Here is an 18,443-nt window from a genome sequence, read left to right as displayed (position 1 = left end):
CGGCGGGCGAAACACGGAACTCGCGAGATGGGTGGGGTTGCCAGGGCCGCGTTCCGGGCCAGCGCAGGGCGCTGGGTCGGAGGGCCGGGCATGAAGAAGCCCGCCATGCGCGAGCGCAGGCGGGCGATAGACAGCGAGCCGAACGGCACGCAGGTTGTCCCAGGGGCAGCGGGTCAGACGATCCCGGGATGACGTTCCGGCGGCCGATGCAGCGGCACCCGCGCCTGCGCACCCTCACGGGCGCTCTTCACCGCGTGGTGCGGCCCGCACAACCACTGCAGGTTCGCGTACGAGTGATCGTTGCCGGGGCGGACGTGGTCGCAGTCCGTACCCGGGGCCGGGCAGCGCACTCCCCGCTCCACGGCCTCGCACCGGCCGGCCGCGCGGCCGCGCACGACCATGCGGCGTTGCGGCCAGTCGGGGGGCAGATCCTGGCGCCGGTGCGACCCGGCCCAGGGTTCACGACCAGGCGGACGCGACGCCATGACACAACCAGCCCAGCACGATCAACAGCGCCGCGACGATCGCGGCCGCCACCGCGAGAACCACGAACACGACCAGGAGGCCGAGGACCACGACGATGGCCTTCGCGACCGGATGAAGCTCACCGAAAGCCGGACGCGAACGCGGCACATGCAGCGGCGTCACGAGTCGTCGCCGTCGCGGGGCAGCTGCAGACCGCGGCGGACGCCCTCGCGGACCGCCGCCTCGAAACGGCGGGTGACCTCGTCGGCGAGCTCGGCCAGAGCCTCGCGGTCCAGGGTCGGCGTGACGAGCATGGGCGCACTCGCCTGCTGCGCAGAAGGCATAGGGGTATCCCTCGATCAGAAGAGCAGTTAGGGGGAAGTGGCGCGAAGGCGCCTAGAGGTGCGCCGACCCGCGATCCGGGCTGGGCGCGGCGGCCATCTCCGCCGGGCTCGACCAGTCCGACAGCTGCGTGTCGGCGTGGCCGGTGTCGAAGCCGATCGGCAGGCGGCGCGCGAATACGGCGGTACGCCGGATCAGGTCGTACGCCAGGTCGGCGACGTCCTCCATCGAGCGGTGCGCCTCGACGACGACCGTGTGGCCCGCGATCGTGATGTCGATCTTCGTGAGCGGGCCTGGATCATCGGCGGTGACTTCGGGAACAACCGGCGCCGTGATCACGGGCTCGACCGGGATGTGGGTCAACCTGTGGAGATCTTCACTCGCTGCGTCAGCCACCGGCATCTCCTGGCACAGCGGCACGTGCGGGTGATCTCGGGCGTTGACCAGATGCACGGCAGCGCGATGTACCGCGGCGGGAGTGGCCGGACATGCGGGTGTCGCGCTCGGCCTCGAGGATGTCCCCGAGGCGATACCGCAGGGTGCCGTCGCCGCAGCGCCGCACCCGCAGGTGCCGTCGGGCGCCGTCGGGAGGCAGCCAGCCGCGGGCCCGCCACTTCCCGATCGCGTCCGGGCTGACCCCGGTGACCATGGCGGCCTGTGCCCGGGTGAGGAAGGCGTCGAGGTCCACGACCACCCCCTACATCCGCGATGCGCTGTCGGCGGATACAGAAAACGCCCCGACCAGGTGGGGCGGGGCGTGGCGACGGACAGACTTCTGCCGTGCAGCAACGATGACACGGGCAGACAAGATCCACAAGTGAGATGGCGATCACAGGCCCTCACCGGCGAGCACGGACGACAGGAGCGTGACCCCCACTCCCAGAATCAGCCATTCGGGCAAAAGATGATCACGGTGGGTCTAATTCGCGGCCACGCAGTGCCACCGTACGCTGTGGACATGGTAGCTGAGGGCGCCCACATGGACGGGCTTGTGGGTGTCAAGTACGCACAGCAGTACCTCGAGAGCACGACCCACATCACGCTGCCGTTCAACGTGTACGAGGACATGAACCAGACGACATTCGTGCGGCTGGACAAGAGGCTGAAGCGCTACGACCTCGTTGGGCACTTCCTGGGGGAGCGCCGGCGACCGCTCGCCGTTGAGAACAAGGCTTACACCGGGGTCGGCAAGCAGCCGGAGGACTACACCGAATACCTGGCCAACGCATACAGCATCACGGCACGTGAATGCGAAGACGGTGTCGACACCGAACGCGAGTTCATGTGGCTCACGACGCACCCCTTCGCTCAGACCAAGTGGGCCCGCCTTCGCAGCCCGGAGGAGATTGCTGAGGCGCTGGCCAAGCATCCCGAGGCCCTCGCCGACCGAAAGCTTGACAACGATCTGCTGGCCAGGGTCGCGTCGCGGCTGTGGTTGATCCCGCTCCACGACCGGCACCGCGAGCTCCTCCTGGAGCGCAAAGAACTCTTCAAGATCCACGAGGCGCTCAACCGGAGGGGCTACTAGCGATGACCAGCGCGAATATGCAAGCAGCCGTGGAGACCGCACTCGGCCACGCTCTGGCTCAGGACGTCATCGATGGCGTCAAAGCAGCCGTGGTTATGGAACTCGAAGGCCTCGACTCGGCAGCCGACATCCGCACGACGGAATACTTCAACCACAGCTACGCGCCTGACATCGTCCTGACCTGGCGGGAGAACGGCCGCGAGTCCGTCCGGAACATCTTCCTGCGCTACAGCCTCGGATCTGCAGCAGCAGGACGAGACATCGAGGCCCTAGGTGAGTTCGGCCCTGTCCTGCTCGGGCTCCGGGAAGAGCACGATCCCGGGATCATCAACGAAGTACGCGCCGAGGTGGCCGAGGCTCCCCGTGTTCTGGCCACCGATATCCGCTCGTTGGACGACATCACTGACCATGGCGCCAACGGCGGTTCTCGGGCGTTGGCCGCCGTCGGTTCCGCCCGCGAACCTCTACTACGCCTGGTTCGCGGAAGTGTTATGCGCGGCGGACGTGGGCTCTTCATCTCCGAGTCGGACGATGTAGCGGCACTCACCGGAGCCAGCGGCGAGGCCCACGATGAGGTTGCTGGACTCGACGCATTCAACGCTGTCGTCCGAAACCTGTTCGTCGAGGACGCGGCAGCGCGCCTCATTCGGGCCGGCCAGATGTTGCGCATGGGTATCAGTGGAGATACCGCCGACCTGAGCCCATCCCCCGGGGACGATCCTGACGAACCATCCGGCGTAGTGCGCGGTAGCTTGTCGGAAGCTGAGCTCATGGTAGTGCTGCCCTACCTGCTTTCCCGCGACGACGTGACCGACGACCCCCGCTACTGGGCCTACGTAGGTTCGATGATCTCCCTCAAGCGGCTCGAGGACATGGCTGCTGGGCTGCTCGGACTCAACCTGACCCGGCTCGTCGTCCCCAACCTCGAACACTGGTCCGCAGCCAGAGCCAGCGCCGGGCTAAACGTCGATTCACTCGATGAGGCACCGACGGACTGGCGCGATGGATGGTACGTCCGCGCAGGCATGCTCGCCCTCAACGCCGGTGCCCACCTCATTTCCCTAACCAGCGATCGACGAAAGATCTCCGGGCGGAAGGACTCAGCAGCTGCCCGCTGGGAGGATCTGGCGGAGCCTTTGAGCCGCTTCGCGCTCAACGCAGTGACACTGCAAGGACTGCTCCGCCGCGTCCGGGTGCAAGCCGAGCGCTCCGACGACGTCTACCGCGACGTGGACACCATCACCTCGAACCTGGACGACACCTTCCGAGTCCCAGATGTCGAGGTGCGAGTACCCACCGATCCAACAGGATCGGTGATCACGGCGGACTTCACTCGAATGATCGCTGAGTCCGCGACAAGCGCGCCGGCATCGACCCTCGTACGCGTGGCACGAGAGCTATTGGCCCACACCCGCTCGGGCTAATGTCCCGGCCCCGGCCGGGGCCGAGAGGACGCGACGATGTGCCGTCGAAGCTGGCCCATGCTCTACACCTAGTAGAACCCGAGCGCCCTGCCTTCCGCGGACACCCGTCCGATTTTTCCGATTCGCGCGCGACCCGAAAGTTTTGGAACTCGGCGAGATCGCGAGGCCCAGAACATGCCGGTGCCCTTCTCGCACGCGGGGGCGGGGGTGCCCCCGTGGGGGGCGCACGCGCGCGGACATGCGCAGGCGCGTAGGCACCCGGCCGCGTACGTACGCAGGCGAGCGCGTACGCACGTACACAGGCAGGCGCGGGCAGGCGCGCGCCTCAGACCTCCCATTCGGCTCCATTGATGTGACGTGGGACACATATCCATGGCGATGACTTGACACGGGCCGGGTCCTTTGGGGAGCGTCTGAGCCGCACCGCTGCTGTCCGGTCAGACCGGACAGCAGCACTACCCACACGACTCGGAGGCACACGATGTCGAACACCGCTACCGCTACCGCTACCGCTATCGCCAACCGTCCGGCCGCTCAGGCTGCGAAGATCCCCACGCTCTACAAGCTCACGGACGGACGCTTTGTCCTGGTCGACGTGCCGTTCATGATCGCCGACGTTGACGGCGCGCGCTTGCAGTCGCGTCGCGTGCTCGGCGGACAGGGGCTCGGCTTGCAGTTCCGCAATTACGAGCACGTGGGCGGATGGGTTGCGGACACTCGCAAGCTCGGCCGTGACGCGGTTGACGCACTCGCCGCGTATGACGTGGCCGTGGTGGACCTGTCGGGCAAGAAGTCACCCGCGATCGAGTCGGGCGCGGAGGTGGCGCGGCAGGCGCGGCCGGTCCGTGCCGGTGCCGCTCGCACGGGAGCCTCTCCGGTCACGGTGACTCGCGGTACGCCGAAGGCCGTTCCGGCGGTCGCGAAGGCGCCCCGAAAGGGCGTGAACAGCGGCGCGGTTACGCGCAACGGCCTTGCGGCCAAGATCACGGCGGCGCTTGTCGGTGAGGACATCGAGCCGGAGATCATCGCCGAGGCGATCCGCGCGGCGGTCGCGAAGGCGGACGAACGTGCGAAGGCGGCGACCGCCACGGTGTCGGCTCCCGCGAAGGCTGCGCGTGGCAAGGCCGCGCCCGCGAAGGCTCCGCGCGGCAGTGCTGCGGCGGCCGCTGCGGTTTCACCTGCGTCGGACGGTAGCCGCGCGTTCACGCTGGCACAGGGTGTGCCGGTTGCGGACGCTGCGACTGCTGCGCGTCGGGCGCTGCCCCGGGCGGGTTTCTCGGGTGTGAGCATCCGCAAGAGCGGGCGGACGCTTACCGCGTACCGGGCGGATGGCGCGGCCGTCTCCGCCGACGTGGACAGCGTGATTCTCGCGGCGGTCGCCACGATCGCGTGAGGGATCGAGCCGGGGCGTGCGCGTAGGCGCGCGCCCCGGCTCCGTATGTGCGCACGGGCGCACCCCCATCCGGGGGTGCGCCCGTTTTCGTATGCCCGAACGGGTGCACCGGACGGGCACCTCAGCGCGCGCGAGACGCGCTCATTGCGCAACTTGTCGTCCGGTCTGCCCGGACGGACTGAACGGCCGCTTATGACCGATCGCGCAACGGTGATGCCGTGCCAGACAGCGCGTGCGGCCGCGCCCGACGGGGCGTCTCAGCGCGACTGTGAGGCGCTCGCATTCCATAGGCTGTCCGGGCTACCCGGACGCCATGAACGGAGGTCTGTGGCCCTCTCAGGGGCGCACGCGGGCCACACCGGGGCGAGGCGCGCGCCCGCGCGGAAGTGATCTTGATTGGTGCTGCCACGTGCGCTGGGGCAGGCGTACGCGCGGGCTCGCGCGCTGCGGGTGTGTATGCGCTCGCGTGTCATGCGCCGTGGCACGGCTCGCGCCCATCGGGTCTGTGCGGGCGAATCCGTTGCGCACGCGGGTATCCGCGCGTGCGGGTGCCGTTGCGCGTTCGTAGCTGTCGGCGGCGCGCGCACTGGGGCGTGTCGGTCCCGTGGTCGAACGACTCGCGCGGATGTTCGGGCGCGTGAGCGCGATCCGCGCCCGGGGCGCTCGGTGGCGCGCGGGCCGGCGGCCGGCTGCGGGCGCGCGGGCTTCATCGTCGGATGTGGACGGCGCCGGTGCGGACGCGTGCGGGCTGCGCACGCGGCGTGCGTGCGTTGCGCGTGGACGCGCGTCGCACGGTTGCGCGGTGGCTTGGTCCTGGATTGACAACTTCCGGGGTCTGTGGTCTGATCCCTGCCACTCGATCTGTCCGGTCCGACCGGACAGCATGGCGGTGCGCAGCACGCAACACGCGTGGCCCGCGCCGAGATCCCGCATCCCACACCCACACGAAACGCCCTCCGGCCAGGCACGGCCGGAGGGCGTCGCTCATCCCTGGAGGTTCCCCATGCCCAGCGTGACCGTGTCCGCCCCTGCGTGGACGGCCACTCTCATCAGCCCGCACACCAACCCGCGTCTGCACGTGAGCATCGGCTCCACCACGCTGCGGCTGCGCCTGGATCTCGGTCGCCTGCAAGCCCGGCAGCGGCGCAGCAGTTCGCTCGTGGGTGCGGCCATCACCGAGGCCGTGCTGCTGCTGCGACGCCACACCGGGTGCGCGCCGACCGGGCGTTGGGCCCGCGAGACCGAGGACCGCAACGCCTTCACGGTCGCGATCGAGGAGATGCCGGGACGCTGCGAGACGTGCGTGCACGGATGCGGTTGCCGGGTCGGTCACGACGGCTGCGGGCACCTCGGCTGCCCCGGTGTGCGGGCGCGCGAGCTGGCTGACTCCTGTCCTGGCATCGCGGTGCTGATGGCGCGGCCGCGAGCACGGGACCTGCGCACTCGCCGCTGACCGGCGCTGCCCGGCGACAACCGGCCCGCGCACGGGCCGGCGGTCGTCGAGTGGTGCCGGACAACCCCTGTCCGACATCCGAACTGCCCGGTCAGGCACGGCCGGGCACGATCATGCGGAGGTTCCCCAACCATGTCCACCAGCGAAGATCAGGCCCACGCGCAGACCTTGATGTTCACCGTCGGTCAGCCGGAGTTGCTGGCCGCGCTCACGTTCGTGGGTAGGGCGCTGCCGAAGCGGCCGAACGTTCCCGTGCTCACCGGCGTGGTGCTCGCCGGAGACGGGCAGACCGTCACCATCGAGGCGTTCGACTACGAGCAGGCGCGACGGGTGGTACTCCCGGGTGCAACTTGCACCCGGCCGGGCAGCGTGCTCGTGGCCGCGTCGAAGCTGACCGAGATGGTCAAGGCCCTGCCGAAGGCCCGGCCGGTGACGCTCGCCGGCGAGTGCGTGAAGGTGCGCCTGTCCAACGGCAAGACCACGTACACGATCCCGACGATGCCGATCGAGGACTACCCCGCCCGGCCGGACATGCCGCCGACCGTCGGCATGATCGGGAGTTCGGTGCTGGCAGGCCAGGTCGCGCAGGTGGCGAAGTTCGCGGGCACCGACGAGACGCTGCCGATGATGACCGCCGTCCGGGTGAGCTCCGAAGGCGGGCGCCTGTCGCTGGAGGCCACGGACCGGTACCGCCTTGCCGTGCGCGACTTCGATTGGGCGAACGAGGTCGACAAGTTCGCCGCGCTGGTGCCGGGCAAGCTGCTCGCGGAGGTCGCGAAGGCGTTCGGCAAGACCCCGGGCGTGGTGGTCACGCTCGGGTACGACCTCGACGGCGGGTACAACGCGACGTTCGGACTCGAAACCGACCACGTCCGGGTGGTCACGCGCACGATCGACGGGGCGAACTACCCGCCGGTGCGGTCGCTGATCCCCAAGCACGCGGTGCTGGAGGTCGACCTGGACACGGCCGCGCTGGTGGCGGCGGTCAAGCGGGTCGAGGTGACGGCCGAGCGAAGCACTCCGGTGGTGCTGCGGTTCGCCGATGACGTGCTCACGCTCGAGGCCGGCACGAGCGACGACGCCCGCGCGAGCGAGGTACTCGACGAAGAGTGCACGTTCGTCACGATGACGAGCGCGGCCCGCGCGGAGGCGGTGAACACGCTGATGAAGGAGGCTGCGGCCCAGGCGCGCAAGCGCCATGCCCGTGATCCCAAGGAGGTGCGAGACCAGCGGGTCGTCGAGGCGCGACAGCAGGCCTGCGAGGAGTTCGAGCGGGCCACCGGCATGACCTTGGGCGTGAACCCGAGCTACCTGCTCGACGTGCTCAACGTCGGTGCGGCGAGGGTGCGGATGCGGTTGGTGCACCCGTACAAGCCGTTCTTGATCGTGCCCCTGGACGCGGACGGCGCGCCGGTGCCTGGCGTCACAAACCTGCTCATGACGATCCGGATCACGGGCGGGGCAAGCGAGGCGCCAGAGCAGCCCGCACCGCCCTCGGCCGCGAGTGCATCGGCCACCGATGCGCAAGCGGAGCGTCCGGCTGAGACGGGCAGCCAATCCGGCGGTACGGACGGGGCCGCGGAAGCCCGGCAGGCGCGGGAGGCGCCCGTCCCAGCGGTGATCGGCCAGACGGCGACAGCCGCCGCCGAGGCGGTCCTCGATCCGGAGGAGCCGCACATCTTCCGGCGGGCGGTCGAGGACGGCACCAAGCCGAACCCGTTCACCAAGTGCACGTGCGGCCGCATCCGCAACGCGAAGGTCCACGGCGGCAGGCAGGCGGCCGCGAAGGCGGCTGCAGCGGCGGGTGTGAGCGGGCAGGTCCCGGCGGCGGTACCGGAGGGGCCGATCTGGATGGCGGTGCTCCAGCTGGCCGCGCGGGTCGACGGTCGGATGGTCACGGAGGCGACCGAGGACGGCGCGCGGAAGGCGGTCGAGCAGTTCGGCCGGGCCGTGGTCGTACTCGTTTCTGGCGACGGCAACGGCAAGCGGATGTATGTCGGTGCCCGCTCGCGTGAGGACGCGGATCTGATGCAGCGGGTGGCGTGCGCGTTCGGGATTCCGGCGCACACGGCACAGGGCGTGTGGCCGCCGCAGGGCGGAAACGGGCCGGACGGCGCGCAGGCGAGGGCGGTCGAGCGGCCGCCGGTGATCGTGGATGGAGAGCCGACGTTCGACCCACGGGCGACGTCGCTGGAGGCGTTCATGAAGCTGGGTACTGGGGACTTCGACGGTGCACTGGCGCTCATCGCGACGGCGATGGAGGTGGCGCCGGAGCATCGGTTCCACGACCGGCAGCACGACCGCACGTACGGGTGGGCCGAGATCGAGCGGGCGATCCTCGCGAAGCAGGCGGAGGCGGAGATCCAGGCCGAGGCCGAGCGCGATGCGCTGGCCGACATCGCAGCCGAAACACCCACGCAGACGGCGCCCGTCGCCGCCGGCCCGAGCGCGGACGGCCCCGAGCCGGACACCGAGCGCGAACAGCCGCAGGTGCCCACGGGCATGGCACCGGACGTGGACGACGAGCCGGAGCCCCAGGCGGTGGCAGCGCCGCGCGAGAACACGGTGATCACGCGGCTGCGGGAGGCGCTGGCCGGGCAGCCAGACGATGTGATCGAGGCGGCGGTCGACGCGGCCATGGCGAAGATGCAGACGAAGTCCGTCGCAGCGGCACCCGCACCGCGGCCACAGCCGGAAGCACCGGCGGTGAAGCGGTCCACCTCGAAGACCTCCCCGGCCGCTGCCACGGTGAAGCCGCAGGCCGTGCCGACGCAGGTCACGGCCCCCGCCGATGAGGTCGCCCGGTGGCAGGCGTTCGGGATGGTCCCGCCGATCACCCTCACCGGCGAACGGGTGTTCGTCCTGCCCGCCGGGACGCGGCTGCGGGCGCTGCGCAAGGCCGTGGTGGACGCGATGACCGAGGCCAAGCGCAACGCCACGATCGCGACGGTGCCCACCGTCGAGGCGGACAAGAGCGCCCGGCCGTACCGGCTGCGCATCCGGTTCGCCGAGCCGGGCGCGCTGACGGCGGCGTCGGCACTGGTCAACGACGCCGTGGCGGCCGCATTGCCGGACGTTCTTCCGGCCCGCGCCGCCGCCTGACCGGGCACGACAGCCGAACCCCATCCCCGTGGCGTGCCCGGCCGGGCACGCCACGGGGCGCCTTACCCACAAGCACACGAAGGGACGAACCATGGCCAAGCCAGCCCGGCAACGGGTGAACCTCGACATCAACGAGCGGCGGTACACGAAGAGCGTCCGATGGACAGTCCGCGACAGCGGCGTCGTTGTCGCCGACGTCCGCGCGGAATTTGTCGACGGCAGATGCGACAGCGGGCCGCTGACGGCGGCCATCGCGGCACACTTCCACGTCGACGAGAACGCGATCCACTACACGGCACCGGAAGTCTCGCCCGAGCGGTTCGTGCCCGGCCACGCCTGGGTGAAGTTGCCGCCGGAGCAGCCGGAACCGCCGACCTGCGAGCACCTGGTGGGTGACGACGCATGCGAGTTGGCGACCTGTGTCGGCACTCCGGCGGTGACGACGCCGTTGGACCGCGATGTCGTGCCCATCCCCGCCGAGGCCTCGACCGGAGAGTTCGGCGTTGTCACCCAGGGCCGGGAGGTGATGCAACGGGTCGCCCGCGACACGGGGATACCGGCGAAGGACGGCTTCATCGGCAGCACCGCGTGGTCGCAGCTGCCGGGGGTGCGCCGGGTCGACGGATCATGGTTCACCGTCGGCCCCTTCGCGGTACGGCAGCTGTCGTACGAGTCCCGCGACTCGCTGCTCTCCGGCCGCGACGGCTACACGGCCGTCTACGTGGATCAGGACTGCGTGATGCGCCAGCGGTATGCCCGCCAAGGCCAGATCGTCCGGGCGATCGTGGAAGCTGTCCAAGCCCGGCACGACGAGCGGGCGCTGACCAAGGTGCCGAAAGCCGGTTGGTGGCCCTTGAAGAACCCACCGGTCGGGTTCAACGTGCAGCACCCCGAGCACGGGATCGTCGAGGTGCACGAGAAGTCCACGAACGACGGCTGCACCCTACGAGTGGTCAACGCAGCCGGGACGGCGCATTTCATCGACCGGCGCCGAGACGACTTCTGGGTGGCCGCATACGGCGGCGCGGCGATCGGCGGCCGCGACACCTGGGAGCGCTATCAGCGGCGGGTCGCCTACTCAAGGATGGTGATCGCCTACCGGCACCGCTCGATCCAGCACGGCGGCGAGGCGGAAGACTGCCAGCTGTGCCCCGGCGAGGTCGCTGGTCCCCGGGTCGGCGCGACCGGGCACTGGTGGGGAAACTACGTCATGCTGCCGTTCTGCCCGCAGTGCGGACTCCCGCACGGCGAGTGGGGGAAGACGACCGAGGTCGGTCACTGCGCTGGGGCGCCGCGCTATCCCGACGCGAGCCCGGACGATGAGTCGGCCGCCAGCGGGCACACGGCACAGTCTTCCGACGCGCAGGTGCGCGAGCCGGGAACACCGGGCAGCCGGTTCCACGTCCGGGCGGGGTACCCGGTGCCCGTCGACCTTGGCGGCGGGCGGCAAGGACTGACCAACCCTTGCTGGTGCGGGCGGATCGACCTGCCCGAGGGCGACAAGTCGTCGCACGTGTACGGGCTCAAACCGGATCAGGTCACCTGCCCGGTCTGCTACCACCTGTTCACCTGCCCATGGGCAGGGCTGAAGGACAGCGCGGACCGGGCCGCGCATTGCCCGATCTGCGCGCACATCGACTCGTGCGTGGACCCGCAGTGCAACCCGAAGGACCACCCGGGGATCGTGCCGGAGCCGGACGCGGACTTCGACTACACGACCGGCGCGGCCGTGCTGGTCGAGCGCATCCACCAGTCGATCCGTGACGCAGACCTGGAGCTGGCCGAGAAGCTGGTCCGGGCGGGCGAGGATTACAAGCCCGACCACACGATCGCGGGTTACCCCGACGGCTGGGACGGGCTGAGCCTTCACGTGTGGCGCCTGCGCCGACCCGCCCAGCAGATCGCGCCGTCCGGCGCCCCGCCGAGCGCGGCGGATGACCTCGCCGACATCTCGCCGGCGAGCGCCGTCGACCCGGTCGACGACGCCTTCGCGGGCTGGTCGGGCCTGTTCGCGGAACTCGGCATCTGAGCCAAGCCCGTGAGCCCGTCCCCGCAGACACGCACCAGCGCCCAACACGCGGCGTGCGCACAGCGCGCGCCACGCAGGGCAAACCTCTCCTGACCTGGGGTTCTTGGTCCTGGGACCAGCCTGCCCTAGGTTTTGTCCGGTCCAACCGGACATCCTTTGCGGTGTCCACGGCTCCGGCGCACCTGCGCCACCCACCCCTGTACGCATCACCCGGCGGATCGCCGGGCGCTCCACCACGCCCACCTGCCGAAAGGACGTTCGCCATGTCGATCACCACCGCCCCCGCCAGCACGCTCGACGCCGCGTTCACGGTCACCGCCGAGATCGATGTCCCCCGCTACGGTGACCCGATCCTGCGGGTCACCGTCGACGGCGAGGCCGTCACCATCCGGATCAACCCGCATCTGCTGCGGCTGCACGGGCAGAGCGTCACCGACGAGGCCGACCGGCTGCTGCAGCGGCACGCCGGGTACCGGACCACGACCGGGTGGGCCACCGACGAGCGCGGCCGCATGACAGCGACCGTCGCGGAGATCTCCGGCCGGTGCGTCACCTGCGTCCACGGCTGCGGCTGCTCGATCGACGCCATCGGCTGCGGGCACTACCAGTGCCTGGCCGCCAGCGCCGAGATCGCCCATACCTGCGACGGCGCCGCCCTGGCCGTTGATGCCAAGCGGCCCGCCCTGCCGCGCCGTCCCCGCAACACCCTCCGGCGCGGTGGCAAGCGCTGAGCAGCACAAACGTCCCCCACCGCGACATCCGGCGTCCGGCCGCGACCTCACCTGAGGCCGCGGCCGGTCCGCTTTCACCCTCAGCCTCCGTGTGCAGAAAGGGCCACCGCCTTGCCGGACACCATGCAGGTGCTGCCGTACCTGACCGCCGACCAGATCAGGATCGTCCTCGACTGGGCCTACCGAGACGTGATCCTCGTCCCCGATGAGGTCGCCCGCGAGATCAACCGCCAGGTCAACGACGGTTGGCGCGAGTACGTCAGCGACGCGTGGGGCGAATCCCGGCCGTTTCGCGTCGGCACGTGGATGTTCCAGGTCGTCCACACCCTGATGGCCGCGTTCGCCGCCAGCGACGTGCACGACAGCCTCACCGGTAAGGACCGCACCCGCGCCGTCGGCGAGCGCCTCGCCGCCGCCGAGCGCTGGCACCTGTGGCCCCGCATCGTCAGCGTCAGCGACTGGGGCCACGAGGCCCGCACATGGCGCGACCGCTCGGCTAGCCACGACCTGCACGTCAGGGGCACCCCGAGCGCCTGCGTGAACGACAACGCGTTTCAGTTCGCCGGTTGACCGCCGTGAACTCCGCCGCCGACAGCCCGCCAACCGGCCGGGCCTGCGCCAGCACACCCACCGTCCACGAGCGAACGGAGACACTACCTTGACGCTCAAGACCCGGCTGACCGGCACGTTGGCGGCCCTGGGCGACGCTCTCGCCGAGCGGCTCGGCGGCCGCCGTCACATCGCCGCTCTCGACCTCGCGGAGACCATCGCCCGGGTCGACGCAGGCGACGGATTCGCCTACGGGGCACTCTTCTGCGACGAGGCGGACGCGCTGGCCCGGTATCTGGCCGCGTTCGCCTTCCACCGCATTGGGGTCGACGTGCTCCTCGGGCACAGCGACGGCTACCACTCCGACGGCAACCACGGCGAGATCCGCGACTGGCTGACAGCCGAGGCGTACCTCAACGGGCTCATCGGTGACCGCAAGGCGCAGACCCGAGAGGCAGCCGACACTCTCGCCGCCCTCGATGACGACGGCGACCTCGATGGAGCGCAGGTCCGGCCGCTCCTGGAACTCGGCGTGCACCCCGGCGGCGAGCCGATAGCCGAGAACGACTGCCGCTGATCGGTGCTGCCCGGTGCCCGCCACCCCGCCGGCGCGGGGTGGCGGGTCGCCGAGTGGCGCCGAGCAGCCGTGCTCGCGCCGAGGAGAGGAGAACCCCATCAGCGACAACGCGATCCGCAGCGACTACATCACGGCGTTCTACCGGGAGGGCGACACGCTGCTCGACGGCCGGATCGTCGGGTTTCGACGGGCAGGCGTGCGGCTGGCCGGAGATGTCGAACTGACCGGCTACCCGGAGGAACTGGCGAACGTGGGGCAGGCCCTCGTCGACCGGTTCCGCACCGAGCAGTACGTGCTGGTCACCGGAACCCTGAGCAGCGGATTCACGTTCCACGGTCCGACTGCGGCCGGCGAGGACGCCGCCGAGGAGAAGATCCTCGACCTGCACGCCGAGAACTGGGACTTCCACACCCTCACGCCACTCACGGGCACACCCGCCACCAGCGAGAGCAGCGCCAGGCCCGCCGCGTTCGCGGACCTGATCACCAGGTTCCTGACCGCAGCGGCCACGGTGATGGCAGCGCGGGACGAGGAGGCCGCCGAGCCGCACGACACGGCGGACGAGACCAGGAGCACGAACAGCGAGGCCGAAGCGCGCCAGCAGGCCAGCGATTCGGCGCGGGACGCGGTGGGGCTGGCCTACCGGATCATCACCGGCGAGCACCTGGACGCGGTAAGCGAGGCGTCCGAGGCCGTGACGCTGCGCCATCGGGTGGCCGGAGCGATGTCCGCGACGCTCAACATCTGGCAGTCCCAGTTCGCGTCCGCGCTGCACGGGATCGTCACGGCGCTGACCGGAGGGGAGTTGACCGAACAGGCCCTGGCCGACTACCCGGGCGACCACCACTCGCTGCGGTCGTCGCACGCAATCGCCCGGGCAGCCGGTCTGGCCTATGCCACCGAGGAGGCCGCGTACGACGGTGGCGGCCTCCGCATCGACGTCACCGCCGAGCACGTGGGAGCGGCCATCGATGCGCTGCGAGCGATCCCGGCCGGGGACGCCGACATCGAGAACGGCACGTGGTCCTTCCACGAGGACATGCTCACGCTTCACGGCCTGTCTATCGGCCAGGTGCACGAGGTCATGCGCACCCACACGACCGTGACCGAGGCGGCACATCTCGTCCTCGCCGCCTTCGCGGTACCCCGCTGACCGTCCCGGCGCCCGCACCGGTGGCAGCCCGGCACCTGAGCCGGGCTGCTGCCGTGCCGGCGCCGGGCATCCCCGCCCGGCCCGCAGACAGGAAGGCGCACACATCAGTGGATCTCAACCGGTTGACCTGGGAACCCGTACCCGCACAGTCCGACCCCACGGTGCCGACGAAGGCGCAGATCGCCGCCGCCCTGACCGCCCGCCGGGGCCAGTCGGCGATCGTCGCCCGGCACGACCGAGCTGCCCGGGCCGCCGCCCAGGTCGAGCGCATCAACGAGGGACGCGAATTCGGCACCGGATTCGCGGCCGCCGCCCGACAGATCGGCCCCGAACACCGGGTCTACGCCTGGGCGCTCTAACAACCGCGGTCCCCTCCACCAGCAGCTGAGCTGCCCCGCGGCGGCTGGCACACGGCGGACCACCGATGCCAGCCGCCGCTCGACCATCCAGACCTTGACCTCGCGGGGCAACCGCTCGGGCCACCGGACCGGCACCCCGCCTGCCCACAGAGATCGCAGGGACCGTCCCCGGGCGGTCCCTGCGCCATGGAAGGACCCATGATGACCGCACCCGAGCACCACACCTCCGAGCACGACACCGCGTCGCTGCCGGGCGAGCCGGACGACCAAACCGCCTGTCAGGACACCCTGGGCAACATCTACCTCGTCGAGTTGCACGAACGCGCCGCCGAGGTCGTCTTCGCCACCGCCGGCGGCCAGCGCGTGCGCAGCTACAGCTTCGGCACGTTCGCCGGCGTCAACGATGCGCTCGCGCTGGACCTGGGGCGCGGCCTCGTCATCGACGCGACCACCGTCGCCGCGCTACAGCAGTGGGCCAACCTCGATGAGTTCGGCCTGCGAGAGCGCCTTCGGCAGGAGCGCGGCGTGGTGGCGTCCGGCGACATCGACCCGGACACCGCAGCGCACCTCGCGAGCGCGCTCGCGGACCTCGAGGGGCGTCGCCCATGAGCAGATGCCCCTGGTGCGCCGGAAACCTCACCGATGACATCGACCCGGAGGCGCTTTGCCGAGCGCACGCGGCCGAGTACGACGGCCTGACCGAAAGCGAGCTGGACCGGATGGAGGCGGAGCAGGCCGCCGAGTACGCGGACGCCTTCGACCAGTGATTTCAGCGCGGCCGGGCCATGCGGGGAGGCACCCCCTGGGCCCGGCCGCGCTTTCCAAGACGGTTCCCCAACACATCCTGGAGACCCCATCTTGCATCAGGCAGACCAGCGCACGCGAACTGCCCTGACCGAAGCCGATATCCGCCCTAATCAGGTGCACATCACCCAGCGGCTCGACCCGGACCTGTGGAATGCCGTCGCCAAGGTCCTCACCACGCTCGGCGGCTCCTACCAGGCCCGCCACAGCGCATTCACGTTCGGCTACGACTGCCGACCGGCGGTCCGTCAGGTGATCAAGACCGGCGAGTACCGCAGCCCGGCGCAAGCCGAGGGCTACGTGCCCACCCCGGAGGTGCTCGCCGAGGAACTGACCACGGAGCCATTCAGCGACCTCGCGCGGATGCCGGCCGGGTCACGGGTGCTGGAGCCGTCCGCCGGTGACGGGCAACTCGTGCGGGCGATCCTGGAGGCCAACGACGAGATCCAGGTCGTCGCGATCGAGCCGAACACCGAGCGGGCCGCGCTGGTGGGTGGTCACGGCGGCCGGGTCACCGTCGTCAACACCAGCTTCGAGGAGTACGCCGCAAGCGCGGGCAAGGACGCCCGGTTCGACGCGGTGGTGATGAATCCGCCGTTCACCTTGCCGGGTCAGCGGGCCGCGGTCTGGATCGACCACGTCATGCTGGCGTGGAACATGCTGGAACCCGGCGGGCGCCTGGTCGCCGTCGTGCCGGCCGGACTCGCGTTCCGCGAAGACCAGCGGCACCGCGATATGCGGCAGCTGGCCGACGACTTCGGTGGATGGGCGAAGCTACCGAACGACACCTCTCCCGGCGGGCAGCAGACGTGCGTGATCTGGCTGGCCCGGCCGGTGCCCGGGCAGGAAGGGCGGCCGCCGTGGCTGTTCCGGCACTACCCGGACGCGATCGAACCGGTCCGGGTGAAGGTTCCGTGGCTGACCACGCGGGCGGTGCAGCAAGCCCCGGTGCAGGTGTGGCACGACACCTGGTCGAACGAAGATCGGGTGTTCCGGTACCGGGCGCAGTGCTGGCGGTGCGGGTGGCTGCTGTGGGAATTCGACGGGGCCGACGACCAGGCCCTCGGCAATCACGCTGCCCACTCCTGCCTGCGAGCGGAGGAGCACGACAAGGCCGGATTGACGGTGGGTCTGTGCTTCAACTGCTTCAACGACCGTGAGTCGAACGACGGTGCGTTCACCGTCGCCCAGCACCTGTGGCGCCAGCCGCCGACTAAGGCGGCCGCGACCTCGGTGTGGAGCCTGCTGCTGAGCCGAGGCGGGATGATCCCCGTCGACAGCCTGGAACGCGAGCGGTACACCCGCGTGCAAGCGGCCCTGCGGGTGGTCGCCGGCGTCGACGACGCCGCCACCGAGGTGGAACTGATTGAGGCGCGGCAGGCCGGAGCGCTGCGCGGCGGCCCGGACCGGATCGCCGCGGCGTACCTCCGGGCGTACGCCGACCGGCTCGACCCGGTCGCGGACCTCGACGACGCCGACCGCGCCGCGCTGCTGTGGCGCACCGACCCGGACGCGCCCGCCATCGCGGTGACCGGCGAACCGGACCCGTGGGGCGCCGTCCTCGCCGAGATCGAGCATCTGGAGTGGGAACTCAACATGGTGTCGTAACCGCGCGTAGGCCGCGCCTGCGGGTACGCACCCCCGCAGGCCGCGTGTCCTGCGCAGCGCCCATGCCCGCTGCGTGCACTGCGCCAGGCAAACCCCTCTTGACCTGCGGTGTTTAACCCGGCCAGCATTCCACCGTACCGTCCTGCCCGGTCCACCAGACAGCTGCTGCGCCGTCCGGAACCCCTGCGCACATGCGCCGTACCCACGTCCACGCCCATGCCGCCCGGCCTGCCCGGGCGGCATCTCGCATTTGGAGGCACCACGCCCATGACCAGCATCGACACAGCCCATCGCACCCCACCTCGTGTAACCACCGACGACGAGAACGACCCGCAGCCCGCGTCCGCGACCTACATCGACCGGGCCGAGCGCCGTTGCTCCGACACCTGCGGCCAAAGCCCTGCTCGCCAGGACCTAGACACCATCTGGGCGTTCGTCCTCAAGCAAGGCAGCACCACCTACCCGCTGTTCCGCGAAACGCACGTCAGCGAGTCGTTCCACCGCCTCACCATCAAGCCGCAGCCGGACCCGATCATGAAGGTCGAGAGGCTTGAGCAGGTCCCGGGCTGGCGGTACGCCTCGACCCGTGTCGGGTGTGCCGTGCCGGCCGCGTGCGGATGGTCGACACCGCTCGTAGCGGTCAAGCGCCGCGCGCTCTCTGACGCCACCATGGCCCGAATCAAGGCCGGGCTTCGCCGGTACCAGGATCTGCCTCCCGAACCCGGCCATCGCCCCCTGTCTTCGGAGCTGGCGGCCCTGCTGCGGGTCTTCGTCGACCGGCTCAGGCACGACGACAGCTGAGCGCGCCGCGCCCTGTGCTGGCGCTGTGCCTCTGCTGATCCTGCCGGTTCCCCACCCTTGCCGAGGTTCACCCTTTCGCCGCCCGGGGTCGTCCGGGCGGCGTTCTTGTTGGAGGCACCCAACAC

General features: G+C 70.4%; 19 protein-coding genes. 15 read left to right on the top strand and 4 right to left on the bottom strand.

Going from position 1 to position 18,443, the window contains the following annotated elements:
• Nucleotides 1-459 precede the first annotated feature (459 nt).
• Genes AB0B58_RS20840 through AB0B58_RS20825 form a run of 4 tightly spaced genes read right to left on the bottom strand, consistent with a single transcriptional unit; the run spans nt 460 to nt 1,495 of the window.
• The gene (locus tag AB0B58_RS20840; protein ID WP_360225675.1) at nt 460-648 is read right to left on the bottom strand and encodes a hypothetical protein; all 189 of its coding nucleotides are present in this window, start codon (nt 646-648) and stop codon (nt 460-462) included.
• Nucleotides 645-809, bottom strand: a complete 165-nt coding sequence (locus AB0B58_RS20835) for a hypothetical protein (RefSeq protein ID WP_360225672.1) — start codon at nt 807-809, stop codon at nt 645-647. The genes AB0B58_RS20840 and AB0B58_RS20835 overlap by 4 nt, the downstream gene beginning before the upstream one ends.
• A 52-nt stretch (nt 810-861) precedes the next feature.
• Nucleotides 862-1,203 carry a hypothetical protein gene (locus AB0B58_RS20830; RefSeq protein ID WP_360225669.1) on the bottom strand — a complete coding sequence of 114 codons (342 nt, stop codon included), beginning with the start codon at nt 1,201-1,203 and terminating at the stop codon, nt 862-864.
• Nucleotides 1,196-1,495, bottom strand: a complete 300-nt coding sequence (locus tag AB0B58_RS20825; protein WP_360225666.1) for a hypothetical protein — start codon at nt 1,493-1,495, stop codon at nt 1,196-1,198. The genes AB0B58_RS20830 and AB0B58_RS20825 overlap by 8 nt, the downstream gene beginning before the upstream one ends.
• 270 nt (nt 1,496-1,765) lie before the next feature.
• Between AB0B58_RS20825 and AB0B58_RS20820 the strand changes: the two genes are divergently transcribed.
• From AB0B58_RS20820 to AB0B58_RS20750, 15 genes are all read left to right on the top strand, one after another.
• Nucleotides 1,766-2,335, top strand: a complete 570-nt coding sequence (locus AB0B58_RS20820; protein ID WP_360225663.1) for a hypothetical protein — start codon at nt 1,766-1,768, stop codon at nt 2,333-2,335.
• Nucleotides 2,336-2,364: 29 nt separating this feature from the next.
• Nucleotides 2,365-3,759, top strand: a complete 1,395-nt coding sequence (locus AB0B58_RS20815) for a hypothetical protein (protein ID WP_360225660.1) — start codon at nt 2,365-2,367, stop codon at nt 3,757-3,759.
• 481 nt (nt 3,760-4,240) lie between these two features.
• Entirely contained in the window at nt 4,241-5,152 is a 912-nt protein-coding gene (locus AB0B58_RS20810) for a hypothetical protein (RefSeq protein ID WP_360225657.1), read from the top strand.
• Between the two features lie 1,003 nt (nt 5,153-6,155).
• Nucleotides 6,156-6,605 (top strand): hypothetical protein, encoded by a 450-nt coding sequence (locus tag AB0B58_RS20805; protein WP_360225654.1) that lies wholly within the window; start codon nt 6,156-6,158, stop codon nt 6,603-6,605.
• A 132-nt stretch (nt 6,606-6,737) separates the two neighbouring features.
• On the top strand, nt 6,738-9,707 hold the full coding sequence (dnaN, locus tag AB0B58_RS20800) for a DNA polymerase III subunit beta (protein WP_360225651.1): 2,970 nt from the start codon (nt 6,738-6,740) through the stop codon (nt 9,705-9,707).
• A gap of 91 nt (nt 9,708-9,798) precedes the next feature.
• Nucleotides 9,799-11,736 (top strand): hypothetical protein, encoded by a 1,938-nt coding sequence (locus AB0B58_RS20795; protein ID WP_360225648.1) that lies wholly within the window; start codon nt 9,799-9,801, stop codon nt 11,734-11,736.
• A 263-nt stretch (nt 11,737-11,999) separates the two neighbouring features.
• Complete coding sequence (locus AB0B58_RS20790; protein WP_360225645.1) at nt 12,000-12,467, top strand: hypothetical protein; 468 nt, start codon at nt 12,000-12,002, stop codon at nt 12,465-12,467.
• Nucleotides 12,468-12,578: 111 nt separating this feature from the next.
• A complete protein-coding gene (locus tag AB0B58_RS20785; protein WP_360225642.1) occupies nt 12,579-13,037 on the top strand; it encodes a hypothetical protein in 459 nt (152 codons plus the stop codon).
• 88 nt (nt 13,038-13,125) lie between these two features.
• A complete protein-coding gene (locus AB0B58_RS20780; protein ID WP_360225639.1) occupies nt 13,126-13,593 on the top strand; it encodes a hypothetical protein in 468 nt (155 codons plus the stop codon).
• Nucleotides 13,594-13,606: 13 nt separating this feature from the next.
• A complete protein-coding gene (locus AB0B58_RS20775; protein ID WP_360225636.1) occupies nt 13,607-14,746 on the top strand; it encodes a hypothetical protein in 1,140 nt (379 codons plus the stop codon).
• A 107-nt stretch (nt 14,747-14,853) separates the two neighbouring features.
• Nucleotides 14,854-15,105, top strand: coding sequence for a hypothetical protein (locus AB0B58_RS20770; RefSeq protein WP_360225634.1), 252 nt, complete (start codon nt 14,854-14,856; stop codon nt 15,103-15,105).
• Between the two features lie 201 nt (nt 15,106-15,306).
• Nucleotides 15,307-15,714, top strand: coding sequence for a hypothetical protein (locus AB0B58_RS20765; RefSeq protein WP_360225632.1), 408 nt, complete (start codon nt 15,307-15,309; stop codon nt 15,712-15,714).
• On the top strand, nt 15,711-15,872 hold the full coding sequence (locus AB0B58_RS20760; RefSeq protein WP_360225630.1) for a hypothetical protein: 162 nt from the start codon (nt 15,711-15,713) through the stop codon (nt 15,870-15,872). The genes AB0B58_RS20765 and AB0B58_RS20760 overlap by 4 nt, the downstream gene beginning before the upstream one ends.
• Before the next feature lie 154 nt (nt 15,873-16,026).
• Nucleotides 16,027-17,517 carry a class I SAM-dependent methyltransferase gene (locus AB0B58_RS20755; RefSeq protein ID WP_360225628.1) on the top strand — a complete coding sequence of 497 codons (1,491 nt, stop codon included), beginning with the start codon at nt 16,027-16,029 and terminating at the stop codon, nt 17,515-17,517.
• 267 nt (nt 17,518-17,784) lie between these two features.
• A complete protein-coding gene (locus AB0B58_RS20750; RefSeq protein ID WP_360225626.1) occupies nt 17,785-18,318 on the top strand; it encodes a hypothetical protein in 534 nt (177 codons plus the stop codon).
• Nucleotides 18,319-18,443 lie beyond the last annotated feature (125 nt).

Source organism: Actinoplanes sp. NPDC049118 (assembly GCF_040648555.1).
GTDB lineage: Bacteria > Actinomycetota > Actinomycetes > Mycobacteriales > Micromonosporaceae > Actinoplanes.
Note: the sequence above shows the minus strand (reverse complement) of the source record. Positions and strands in the feature narration are given on the sequence as shown.